Origin of the sequence: Serratia sp. UGAL515B_01, from assembly GCF_033095805.1 — a bacterium.
Classification (GTDB): Bacteria; Pseudomonadota; Gammaproteobacteria; order Enterobacterales; family Enterobacteriaceae; genus Chania.
Genome location: NZ_CP109901.1, coordinates 1,227,864 through 1,240,303, shown reverse-complemented (window position 1 = coordinate 1,240,303; position 12,440 = coordinate 1,227,864). Strand labels below are relative to the sequence as shown.

Annotated in this window: 9 protein-coding genes and 1 pseudogene; 8 read left to right on the top strand and 2 right to left on the bottom strand. The window is 49.9% G+C overall.

Annotation, left to right across the window (positions count from 1 at the left end; genetic code table 11):
- Positions 1-159 precede the first annotated feature (159 nt).
- Entirely contained in the window at positions 160-1,125 is a 966-nt protein-coding gene (locus OK023_RS05770) for a VirK/YbjX family protein (RefSeq protein WP_317695787.1), read from the top strand.
- Here OK023_RS05770 and OK023_RS05765 read toward each other — a convergent pair.
- Entirely contained in the window at positions 1,122-2,780 is a 1,659-nt protein-coding gene (locus OK023_RS05765) for an ATP-dependent endonuclease (RefSeq protein WP_317695785.1), read from the bottom strand. The genes OK023_RS05770 and OK023_RS05765 overlap by 4 nt on opposite strands.
- 249 nt (positions 2,781-3,029) lie before the next feature.
- Here OK023_RS05765 and OK023_RS05760 point away from each other — a divergent pair, with 249 nt between their 5' ends.
- The 6 genes and pseudogenes from OK023_RS05760 to OK023_RS05735 all read left to right on the top strand — a co-directional run bounded on the left by OK023_RS05760 (position 3,030) and on the right by OK023_RS05735 (position 10,134).
- Positions 3,030-3,926, top strand: a complete 897-nt coding sequence (locus OK023_RS05760; RefSeq protein WP_317695783.1) for a lysine exporter LysO family protein — start codon at positions 3,030-3,032, stop codon at positions 3,924-3,926.
- A gap of 180 nt (positions 3,927-4,106) precedes the next feature.
- The gene (hcp, locus tag OK023_RS05755; RefSeq protein WP_317695781.1) at positions 4,107-5,756 is read left to right on the top strand and encodes a hydroxylamine reductase; all 1,650 of its coding nucleotides are present in this window, start codon (positions 4,107-4,109) and stop codon (positions 5,754-5,756) included.
- A gap of 86 nt (positions 5,757-5,842) precedes the next feature.
- Positions 5,843-6,094 (top strand): annotated as a pseudogene (locus OK023_RS05750) (FAD-binding oxidoreductase); the annotation flags it as partial.
- Positions 6,095-6,197: 103 nt separating this feature from the next.
- Positions 6,198-7,919: a ubiquinone-dependent pyruvate dehydrogenase gene (poxB, locus tag OK023_RS05745; RefSeq protein WP_317695779.1), complete on the top strand. Its 1,722-nt coding sequence runs from the start codon at positions 6,198-6,200 to the stop codon at positions 7,917-7,919.
- 111 nt (positions 7,920-8,030) lie between these two features.
- Positions 8,031-9,047 carry a low-specificity L-threonine aldolase gene (gene ltaE / locus OK023_RS05740; RefSeq protein WP_317695777.1) on the top strand — a complete coding sequence of 339 codons (1,017 nt, stop codon included), beginning with the start codon at positions 8,031-8,033 and terminating at the stop codon, positions 9,045-9,047.
- 97 nt (positions 9,048-9,144) lie between these two features.
- Positions 9,145-10,134: an MBL fold metallo-hydrolase gene (locus tag OK023_RS05735; protein ID WP_317695775.1), complete on the top strand. Its 990-nt coding sequence runs from the start codon at positions 9,145-9,147 to the stop codon at positions 10,132-10,134.
- A 213-nt stretch (positions 10,135-10,347) separates the two neighbouring features.
- Here the strand turns inward: OK023_RS05735 and OK023_RS05730 are convergent, their stop codons facing one another.
- Entirely contained in the window at positions 10,348-10,695 is a 348-nt protein-coding gene (locus tag OK023_RS05730) for a DUF1294 domain-containing protein (protein WP_317695772.1), read from the bottom strand.
- 153 nt (positions 10,696-10,848) lie between these two features.
- Here OK023_RS05730 and OK023_RS05725 point away from each other — a divergent pair, with 153 nt between their 5' ends.
- Positions 10,849-12,291 (top strand): DUF2867 domain-containing protein, encoded by a 1,443-nt coding sequence (locus OK023_RS05725; RefSeq protein WP_317695770.1) that lies wholly within the window; start codon positions 10,849-10,851, stop codon positions 12,289-12,291.
- The last annotated feature ends 149 nt before the right edge of the window (positions 12,292-12,440 follow it).

The window sequence follows — 12,440 nt, the reverse complement described above, 5'->3', positions numbered from 1 at the left end:
CTAAATGTAGTAAGGCGGACAGATTACTACTCTGAGTTATCAATAACTAAACCTAAGCTCAACGTACCATAGGAGGAGGGTTTTAAAAAATCCACATTGAACTCCTGTTTAGCGAAACCTTGTTGAAATAGCATAATTAAACACAGACAAGGGTTTATCATGTCTCAGCTCAGCTATCCGCTCGCAACTGCCAAACTAGCCAGCTCCGGGCAATTGATGAGCGCACTGCTCAACGGCGAAAAGCTCCCCAGTAAATGTTGGGAGAAAACCTCGTTCCGTCTTAAATTTCTCTGCCGTTCACTGCTTTGCTGGCCGACGACTCGTGCTCTGCTCAACACGTTGGTTGCAAATCCTTTACTGGATGAAATTTTAAGCGCACAGCCCGACCTGCCATGCAAACTGCATCGCCCCTATCTGGCCGCAAATATGAATCGTATGGAGAGTCTGTTTGCGCTGCGCGACCATTACGATCTTATTGCTCAGCGTATGCCGATAAAAGTGTGCTTGGGTTATCTCAGCAATTCGTTCACTTTAGGCTGCGCTGAAGACAAAAATGGCGGACAGATTCACCTCCAATTAACCTCTATAGGAAAGTTGAGCAAAGAAGGGGAAGCAACCCTGTTAATGAGAAATGCGCAGGGGGTCATGCTGGCGGAAATTACCTTCACGCTGATGAACTATCACCAGCAGCCAACATTGTTTATTGGTGGTCTCCAAGGCGCGGAGCAAGGAGTTCCACACTCGGAGATCCAGAATACCACCAAAGCCTGTCACGGCTTGTTCCCAAAACGCCTTGCTCTTGAAGGGGTTACATATCTTGCACATCATTTGGGGATACAGCAAATAATTGCAGTAGGGAATACAACCCACGTCTATCAAAACTGGCGCTATAGCCATAAAAAGAAGGACGTGCTGCATGCAGACTACGATCAGTTCTGGCTTTCAATGGGAGGCAAACAGCTCGATCACGGCTATTTTTTATTGCCTGCGCGTATTGCCCGTAAATCACTTGAAGACATCGCCAGCAAGAAACGTGCGGAATATCGTCGCCGATACCAATTACTGGATGAACTGCAACAGGGATTTGCGGTGCACTTCAACGCAGCACCCAATCCTTTAACTTAGTCTGCCCGGCCTCGAGCTAGCCAAATCACACGCGAAAACATTTTCTTCAACAAGGGGGGCACCGAATCGATGCCCCACTCATTAGCCTGTGTAACAACCTCAATAGCCAGATCGGGTTTTGATGAGTGATGCACAGCCTTGAGGATCACTTTGCGTACTGGCATTTGTACTTTGGGGGGAACAGATGCGACCCGGTGGTAGACCGAGCTGAACCCCTCTTTGTACATAAAATGCTCAATATCTAATGCCGGTAACGCGGTCAAACGGTCACGTTCGTTATCATCATGATTAACCAACATGCTGCGAACGGCGTTGGCATATTTCTTCCCGGCCTCATCACCATCGACTAAGGCATGCCACTCAATTCCCATTTGCCTGGCGAACTTCAGCAACGGTTTAAGCCCACACTGGGCAAATTCGATAACTCTGACACCTTCCGCTTCAAAATGGTAACCACACTGGCGTGCCAGTTCGTTTAGCAGCCAAACCTCAGTTTCCCCCTCGACCAAGAGCCAACAGCGTGCAAACAGCGACGAAGGCCGGTTAAAACGGATATGAAAAGCGATACGTCGCCCATCTTCCAGGCTGAGCCCCCTCTCCCCAAGACGATAAGTTGCTACACGCGAAGATTCTCGTACCAATCGACAAATATGTTCCACTGGCACTAACGATGCCAGTTGACTGGAATTGGTTGTAGTGAGGCGTTGTAACGGCAGTTGGTTGAGTAAATTCCAGGCAACAGACAGCATGATCGGGTGTAAGCGCGTTTCAGGATCTTCTATCAGCAACAATGGTCGTGCATGTGTGTCAAGTCTCAGATTCCCCTTGGCCTGCAACAAGGTAGAAAATACGCCTAACAGGAGCAACCGCATACTGCGGCTATTGGGTTCAGCAATCATACGGTTAATGCTATCCAGTGAACGCCACACTTGCTGTTGAGGTGGTTGGCGACTGCGACGCGGCTCTGGGACCTGCGCCCCCTGTTCACCAAAGTAGTGCTCAAGCAACTGCCGCATAGCTGCCAATCCTTGCCTCAGCTCGGTATTGGTCAGCTTTTGCGGGTTTCGCACCAATTCTCGCGTGAGTTGCTCCAACTGATATGTTAATGCTTGGTTATCTACAGAGAGATTTTCATCGCGCGAGTTGGGACGCAGGCGACGGATAAAGCGTGCATCCCGGAGGCGCAACACAGGATGAATGCGGATTAATGCATAGACCAGTTGGTCGATATGGTGCAGATGCAGTGCATTCCCCTGAGCATCCAGAAAACGGCGCCAGGTGCACACCGTGCCATCATCAGCCAATTCTCCTTCACAACAATAATGGATGCGCCCCAAATTATCGTTCCCCCTAGACCAAAGAGGCGAAAGGTGGCGATAACGTGGCAAATGAGCATGACCGATATCTTTTTCACAGAACGTGAAAATGATCTGCAAATGGCGCTCTTTGGCTGCTTCGTCACCAGGCGGGAAATGAAAATCGCGAGATTCAAAACGGTAAAGTGTCTGTTCCGGTGACAACAGAAGTGTTATTGCATCCAGCAAACTGGACTTACCCCAGGCATTTTCACCAAGCAGAACCGTGTTGTCATCCAACATCAGTGAAAGCCGCTTTATGCCGCGGAATCCTGCAATCTCGATACGCTCTAAGAACATCTACCCACTCCTGTGTGCACTTATTAGGATAATCTAGGCTGTGGCTCAGAATTGCTCGTGAGCGCCGCTGGCGATGACTGGGTGCACAACCTCCCTTTGAGAATGGTCAGAAAGCCCCTTGCAGGTCAAGCAAACATTACCGCTTACCACATTGAAACCGGGTACTTTACTCTGACGACCATTTTAGTTAGCGTATCATCCCTACCGGCTCCTCGGTACATTCCCAAACTAAAGGACATTCGTCTCATCATGTATTCAGGCCTGCTGATAATTTTATTACCTCTGATCGCTGGTTATTTTGTTCACCTACGCAGCATGCCCCTGATTAAGCTAATAAACCGTCTGTTAAGCTGGATGGTGTACGTTATTCTGTTCTTTATGGGGATCAGTCTGGCATTTCTGGAAAACCTCAGTAGTAATCTGGTGCTGATCCTTCAATACACCTTGATATTCTTTCTGTGTATTTTCTGCGCCAACGTCCTGTTGCTCTATCTTCTGGAGCGTCGTCGTCCCTGGCAAAATACTCATAGGCAGGAAACACTTCCTTCACGCCTACACATGGCATTGGAATCCCTGAAGCTTTGCGGAGTGGTTCTAGGCGGATTTATCATGGGCCTCACCCAGTGGCCTTGGCTACAATTTGCCAACCAAGGGGGAGAGTATGCCCTGATATTTCTTCTGTTGCTGGTGGGGATCCAGTTACGTAACAGCGGCATGACACTGCGCCAGATCGTACTAAACCGCCGTGGCATGATGGTTGCCGTGGTCGTGACAGCAAGTTCTCTGGCCGGTGGCGCGTTGGCTGCACTACTGTTGCAGTTACCACTGAAAACAGGCCTGGCAATGGCATCAGGTTTCGGCTGGTATTCGCTTTCTGGTATTCTTATCACCGATGCTTACGGGCCCGTCATGGGCAGCGCGGCATTTTTTAACGATCTGGCTCGCGAACTGGTAGCCATTATGCTGATACCTACACTGATACGCCGCAGTCGTTCCTCGGCACTCGGCTTATGTGGAGCAACCTCAATGGACTTTACGTTACCCATCCTACAACGCAGCGGTGGGTTGGAAATGGTGCCCCCAGCTATCGTACACGGATTCTTACTCAGCTTACTGGCACCAATACTTATCGCCCTGTTTTCGTGAATCTCACTGGCGTAGTTCGCTGCGCCAGTGAGATTCAAATCGTAATAATTCCCATCTGCAAATCAAATTGTTCTAGATCAAGCTTTATTAACATTACATAACAAAGTCCTTCCTAAAGCGATATTGCACATTTACCCTTAAAACAGGCATTTAAAATACAATTTTAAGAAGGAAGTGATCATGTTCTGTGTGCAATGCGAACAAACTATCCGGACACCCACAGGCAACGGTTGCACTTATACTCAAGGAATGTGCGGAAAAACAGCAGAAACGTCAGACCTGCAGGATCTATTAGTTGCCACGCTACAAAGTCTTTCTGCCTGGGCGCTGCAAGCAAGGGCGCTAGGCATCATCGATCATGAAGTCGATAGCTTTTCTCCACGCGCTTTCTTCTCTACATTGACCAACGTCAACTTCGACTCCAAGCGTATTATCACCTATATCCGCGACGCCATCGCACTACGCGAGTCGCTGGCCGCACGCTGCCGCCTGCTCGATACCCGTGTGCATGTTGACCATCCTCTGGCCACGCTAAAACTGGCCGGTAACGATATGCAAACCCTTCTGCAGCAGGCCACAACATTCGCCCTTAACACCGATAAAACAGAAGTGGGGGACGATATTCACGGCCTGCGCATGCTGTGCCTATACGGTTTGAAAGGGGCAGCCGCCTACATGGAACACGCGAACGTGCTTGAGCAGTTTGATAACCAGATCTATGCCGAGTATCACGAATACATGGCCTGGCTGGGTACTGAGCCGCGCGATGTCGATACCTTATTAGGTAATGCCATGGGTATTGGTAAAATGAACTTCAATGTCATGGCCATGTTGGATCGTGGCGAAACCCAGACTTACGGCGATCCTCAGCCTTCATCGGTCAACGTACGCCCGGTAAAGGGCAAAGCAATTCTGATTTCGGGTCATGACCTGAAAGATTTGCGTCTGCTACTAGAGCAAACCGAGGGCACCGGCGTTAACGTCTATACCCACGGCGAAATGTTGCCTGCACATAGCTATCCAGAGCTGAAAAAATTCTCCCATCTAGTAGGTAACTACGGTAGCGGTTGGCAGAATCAACAAACTGAGTTTGCAAAATTCCCTGGCCCGATCGTCATGACCTCCAACTGTATTATCGATCCAAACGTGGGGAGTTACAGTGATCGTATTTGGACGCGCAGCATGGTTGGCTGGCCAGGCGTTAACCATTTGGATAAAGATGATTTCAGCGCCGTAATTAACCAGGCTCAGAAGCTTTCAGGCTTCCCATACAGCGAGATTGAACAACTTATTACCATCGGATTTGGCCGCCAGGTACTGCTGAACGCTGCCGATACGGTAATTGATCTTGTGACCCAGCAAAAACTGCGTCATGTATTTCTCGTGGGGGGATGCGACGGCAGTCGCGGCGAGCGCAGCTACTTTACCGATTTTGCCCGCAGCGTTCCGCAGGATTGCCTGATCATGACGCTGGGTTGTGGTAAATACCGTTTCAATAAGCTGGACTTTGGTACGTTGGCAGGCTTACCGCGGCTGCTGGACGTTGGTCAGTGCAACGACGCTTACTCTGCCGTGATGTTAGCAGTAAAACTCTCCGAAAAGCTTGGCTGCACAGTGAACGAGCTACCAGTCAGCCTGGTGCTTTCTTGGTTCGAGCAGAAGGCGATTGTCATTTTGCTAACGCTGCTGTCGCTAGGAGTGAAAAACATCATCACGGGTCCAAGCTCTCCCGCGTTTCTGACGGACAACCTGCTGACACTACTGAATGATAAATTCGGTCTGAGCCCAATAACCACTGTAGAACAGGATCTGCAAACACTTCTCGGCTAATGCCGTTTACCGGGGCTGCTTGCTGCAGTAACTCTTTTAGTTCCGAGGTTCAAGTGGCACGACCCAGCCCCCATTGCTCCAATCCAATGCAAGTACACTCAGCGCAACAAGAAACCGATGATGCCTGGACGGTCAATCTAATCAGTCATGATTTTTATCCTTACCAACCCGGCCAGTTTGCACTCGTTAGCATCCGTAACAGTAAAGACACGTTGCGCGCCTATCCCCTTTCATCCTCGTCCGGTTTGAGCCCATTAGTCAGTCTCAGCGTCCGTCGCCTACCCAATGGTATCGGTTCACGCTGGCTTACAAAAGAAGTCAAACCAGGCCAAATATTATGATTAGGCACGTAACGGTAAGCGCTTCGCTCAAATCCTTTTACACTTGCAGCTCGCTTCTCGCCGGCGAACACTCTCATTTTGGATAGTGATTGGAGGAAGCATGAAACAAACAGTAGCCACACTGATCGCAAAAATACTAGAACGAGCGGGTGTAAAACGCATCTGGGGCGTAACGGGCGATTCGCTGAATGGTCTTAGCGACAGCCTCCACCGGATGCGAACCATCGAATGGTTAGGAACTCGGCACGAAGAAGTTGCCGCTTTTGCGGCAGGTGCCGAGGCACAGCTCACCGGGCAATTAGCCGTGTGCGCCGGCTCCTGTGGCCCCGGAAACTTACACCTGATCAACGGCCTGTTCGATTGTCACCGCAATCGCGTTCCGGTACTGGCCATCGCCGCTCATATCCCCACCAGTGAAATCGGCAGCAATTATTTCCAGGAAACCCATCCGCAAGAACTGTTTCGCGAATGCAGTCATTATTGCGAATTGGTTTCCAACCCAGAACAGCTACCACGAGTGCTTGAAATCGCCATGCGCAAAGCGATCCTTGAGCGCGGTGTTTCCGTTATCGTGCTACCTGGGGACGTTGCATTACAAATGGCGCCGGAAAATGCCAACATGGTATGGCATACGCCTGCACTGCCTTTGATCCATCCTCCGGTGAGTGAACTGGTAAAACTGGCTGAAACGCTGAATACCGCAAAAAATATTACGCTAATGTGCGGCAGCGGTTGCGCTGAAGCCCATGATGAAGTCGTGAAATTAGCTGAACTATTGCAGGCCCCTGTAGTGCACGCCCTACGTGGTAAAGAACACATCGAATGGGATAACCCTTACAGTGTCGGCATGACTGGCCTTATCGGCTTCTCTTCAGGCTATCATGCCATGATGAACGCCGATACGTTGCTCCTGCTCGGCACCCAGTTCCCCTACCGGGCATTTTATCCTACTCATGCCAACATCATTCAGATTGATATCAATGCGGGTAGTCTCGGAGCCCATTGTCAGGTGAACATGGCATTAATGGGAGATATCAAAACAACGCTCACCGCGCTGTTACCGCAACTGTATCCCAAAAGCGACCGGACGTTTTTGGATACAGCACTGGAACATTACCGAAATGCGCGTAAAGACCTCGATGAATTGGCAATAGCCAACGACAAGCAACCGATCCATCCGCAATATCTGACACAACAGATCAGCCACTATGCTACAGAAGATGCCATCTTTACCTGTGATGTGGGTACTCCTACGGTATGGGCGGCACGTTATCTAAAAATGAACGGCAGGCGCCGTCTGTTAGGGTCGTTCAATCATGGTTCAATGGCTAATGCCATGCCGCAAGCGATTGGTGCTCAAGCCACCAAAGCGGATAAACAGGTTATCGCCCTGTGTGGTGATGGCGGTTTTACCATGCTGATGGGGGATTTTCTGTCACTGGCGCAGTTAAAATTGCCGGTCAAAGTGGTGGTGTTCAACAACAGCGTACTGGGTTTTGTGGCGATGGAGATGAAAGCTGGCGGTTTCCTTACCGATGGTACCGACCTTCACAACCCGGATTTTGCTGCAATTGCCAACGCTGCGGGTATCAAAGGGATCCGGGTAGAAAAAGCCTCCGAACTGGATGGCGCATTGCAGGAGATATTGGTACATCCTGGCCCGGCTCTGCTGGATGTGGTAACAGCCAAACAAGAGTTGGTCATGCCACCGCAGATTAAATTCGAACAGGCTAAAGGATTCAGCCTTTACATGCTACGCGCAATCATCAATGGTCGCGGCGATGAAATCGTCGAGTTGGCCAAAACCAACTGGCTACGCTGATTTTCTGCAGGATGCGGTGAAGTTTATCGCAACCTGCATTTTCCTCTTTTTAGACGCGGCAATCCGGTTATGATGAGAGTCTCTTCTCTCATCGGCAACGCAAGGATCCGTATGTTCATCGATTTACGTAGTGATACCGTAACCCAACCCAGCGCAGAGATGCGCACAGCTATGGCGCAAGCCGACGTCGGTGACGACGTTTATGGCGACGATCCCACGGTCAACGCGCTGCAAGCCGAAGCCGCCAGACTTTCCGGGAAAGACGCCGCCTTGTTTCTACCCACAGGAACACAGGCCAATCTGGTGGCTTTATTGAGCCATTGCCAGCGAGGTGAAGAGTATATCGTTGGCCAGCAGGCTCATAACTATAAGTATGAAGCCGGTGGCGCTGCCGTACTGGGCAGTATTCAGCCGCAGCCTATAGACGCCGATCCGGATGGAACTCTGCCGTTAAACAAGGTAGCCGCCGCCATCAAGCCTGATGATATTCACTTCGCCAAAACCCGCCTGCTGAGTCTGGAAAACACTATCGGTGGCAAAGTATTGCCTCTCGAATATTTACAGCGTGCCTGGCAGTTCACCCGTGAGCACAATCTGGCATTGCATGTTGATGGTGCACGTATTTTCAACGCTGCCGTAGCGCTGAATGTGCCGTTGAAAACCCTAACGCAGTATTGCGATACCTTTACTATCTGCCTGTCTAAAGGACTAGGTGCACCAGTGGGATCATTGCTATGCGGCAGCGAAGAATTTATCCAACGGGCAAATCGCTGGCGCAAAATGACCGGCGGTGGTATGCGTCAAGCCGGTATTTTGGCTGCGGCTGGGTTGTACGCGCTGGAGCACAATGTCGAGCGGCTGAAAGAAGATCACGATAACGCAAAATGGCTGGAACAACAGCTAAGCCATATCGGGTTGGAGATTGTTGAACCCGGTGCGCAGACAAACGTACTCTATGTGCGCCAATCCCCCGAGTTGGGCGCCAAACTCGGCCCCTGGATGCGTGAGCAAGGGGTATTGATCAGTTCTGGTCCGGTGACACGGCTCCTGACGCACCTCAACGTCAGCCGCCAGGATCTGCAAAAAGTCGTTACTTTATGGCAGACATTTCTTCAACAACACACATAAGCGGATTTCGTTGTAACCACACCGGTCAAAGCCGCGATAACCCATCTGTTCTCACTGCTTTCATCACGTTTGTTTTTCTCACTGTAAAGGAATATTTATGAGTCATAAATTTCGTTGGACGTTAGTGGCTATCGCGCTTGCTAGCACTGTGATGGCGTTTACTTCCTCTGCGAGTGCAGAATCAACCCCAGTTCAACAGCAAACTCAAGTTCCTGGTTATTACCGCATGATGCTAGGTACTCTGGAGATAACAGCACTTTACGATGGTTACGCTACCCTGGACACCAAACTGTTCCATGGCATCAGTGAAGCAGATATGCAGAAGCTGTTCACTCGCATGTTTACCGACACCCAATCGGGGATACAAACCGCCGTTAACGCTTTTCTGGTAAACACTGGAACACATCTGGTGTTGGTGGATGCTGGCACCGCACAGTGTTTTGGCCCAACGTTGGGAGCTCTCAAGAAAAACCTTCTCGCCGCAGGTTACCAGCCAGAACAGGTTGATATGGTGTTGTTAACTCATCTACACCCCGATCATACTTGCGGCATCAGCGAACAGGGTAAGGTCGTATTCCCTAACGCAACCGTTTATGCCGCTAAAGCCGAAGGTGATTACTGGCTTAATAAAGAGATAGCCCTAAAAGCACCAAAAGATGCACAGCCAATGTTTAAGTTGGCACAAGATGCTGTCGCCCCTTATGTTGAGCAAGGGAAACTGAAACTATATAGCCAAGGAGAAATATTGCTGCCTGGACTGGAAATCATTGCTACGCCAGGCCATACACCTGGGCATACCTCTTATCTATTCAGCTCAGAGGGGCAAAAACTGCTACTGTGGGGTGATATCGTTCACAGCCACTCCTTGCAGTTTTCCCAACCTGAAGTGGCACTGGACTTTGACACTGATTCCAAACAGGCAATAGCCACCCGGCAGAAAGTGTTTGCCGATGCGGCTGAAAACAAACTTTGGATTGGTGGTGCTCATTTACCCTTCCCTGGCCTTGGACACGTCCGTGTTGAAGGTAAAGGTTACGCATGGGTGCCGATTGAGTATGCGCCGGTAGCCAGCCAGAAAAAACCGTAATTATTGTCAACGCTTTACCAGCAACAAGCTCATTGTTAGCAAAAGTTGTTCTAAATAATTCAAATTGCATGACAAAAACGCAGTGCGTTTTTGAACAGTGCTTGCGCTGGCTCTGAAAGGACGAGACCCATACCTGAGCCAAGTAACGCACCAATACACATGCGGTTCAAAGTATGACGAGTATAAGGCTCCTTGCCAGTTAGCAAGGAGCCTTCACACCACCATACGGCCGTAGAACCAATAGCCAGCGGCCAGTATCGCCAACATGTTTAACACTACGCTGAAAATAAACTGGGTTGCAAAGGGTTGTTTCTGCGTTTTATGCCGGAAAAGCTGCTGAGCTAATACGCCGCCCATCCAGCCGCCCAAAACGCCAAACAGTAACAGAGTGATTTCCGGCACCCGAAGCCAGCCTTTACAGGCAGCTAACTTGTCAACGCCGTAGATCAAAAACGTCAGCAGGTTAACCGATAAAAACCACATCAATAACGAGTGGGGAAACATCAGACTGCCAATTAAAACCAATAGCAGTAGTAAATAACAGAGGTGGTTGATTTTCATTAGGCATAAACTCATCACATTATCGCGCGTATAGTGAACTGCCCTTTATCTGGATGCAACTCTTGATACTCATAAGGAAAGTGCAATTAATCGGCGAATTTGGCATGCTGTGAAAACAGCTCACAAAGACATAAACAATTTAAGGCAGCGATCATGATCCCCCAACGTATTCTGGTTCTTGGCGCCAGCGGTTATATTGGCCAGCATCTGATCCCAAAATTGGCTGAACAGGGGCATACGATCACTGCCGCTGCACGCCGCCTGGAATGGTTGAAAGAACAGAATTGGCCAAACGTAAACTGCCGTTACGTCGATGTCTATCGCCCGGAAACATTGGCCGATGCGTTGTGGCAAATTGATACCGTTTACTACCTGATCCACGGAATGGGTGATGGTGATGATTTTATCGAAAAGGAACGTCAGGCGGCAGAGAACCTACGTAATGCTCTGCGCGACTCCAACGTAAAACAGGTGATCTTTCTCGGCGCACTGCAACCGCCCGGTGCAAGCTCCCCTCATCTTGTAGCACGTAAATTGACAGGTGAGATCCTACGCCAGAGCGGGATACCCGTTACTGAGTTGCGCGCCAGCATCATCGTTGGTCCAGGTTCTGCTGCGTTCGAAATCATGCGCGATATGGTCTATAACCTACCAATCCTCACCCCTCCACGCTGGGTACGTTCAAAATCCTCCCCTGTGGCGCTGAAAAACCTGCTGACATATCTGACAGAGTTGCTACAGCACCCTGCGCCAGAAAATCGTATTTTCGATGTTGCCGGGCCGGAGTACATCAGTTATCAAACCATGTTTGAGCGTTTTATCACGATTAGTGGCAAAAAACGCTGGCTAATCCCGGTCCCGTTGCCAACACGCTTCATCTCGGTATGGTTTATCAACATGATTACTTCGGTGCCTTCATCTATCGCCAACGCCTTGATACAGGGTCTGAATCACGATCTACCGGCCGACGGTAAGGCGTTGCAAACGTTGATTTCGCAACCGCTGCAAACTTTCGATGAAGCCGTTAAAGAGACGCTACGCCACGAAGATGATGTCATCGACTCAGCAGACTGGGGCTACGATCCAGAAGCCAGAGCGCGTTGGCGTCCAGGTTATGGGTTCTACCCCAAACAGGCAGGTTGCATGCTGGAAACGCAGGCCTCAAATGAGGCATTGTGGCACGTCGTCCAGCAGTTGGGGGGTAAAGAGGGCTATTTTTACGCCAATATCCTGTGGCAAATTCGTGCACGCATGGACGACATGGTAGGTAATGGCATCGTTTATGGTCGTCCACAACGGGAAAACTTGGAAGTAGGCGATCTCGTCGACGGCTGGAAGGTGATTACCATGAAGCCATTGCGTCAATTGGCATTGATGTTTGGTATGAAAGCCCCCGGACTTGGCCGCTTAACCTTCAGCATCAAGGATCTGGGCGATCGTCGCCAATTAGATGTCCGCGCCTGGTGGCATCCTGCCGGTTTCAGTGGATTGCTTTACTGGTTTGTCATGATGCCAGCCCACCTGTTTATTTTCCGTGGTATGGCAAAACGGATCGCACAACTGGCGGAAGAGCATGACTGCAAACCGCCCAGATAGATTATTTGTCATTCAACCATACTGTTTGCTACTGCAGTTAGTGTCTTTCCGATTGCATGCCACACGAAATCACGAAAGAATGGTGCCTTAATTGACTGTAGCAGGCTCAAACCGCTCAGTATTCTGATTTTGGTGAGAACAGAGTTCGT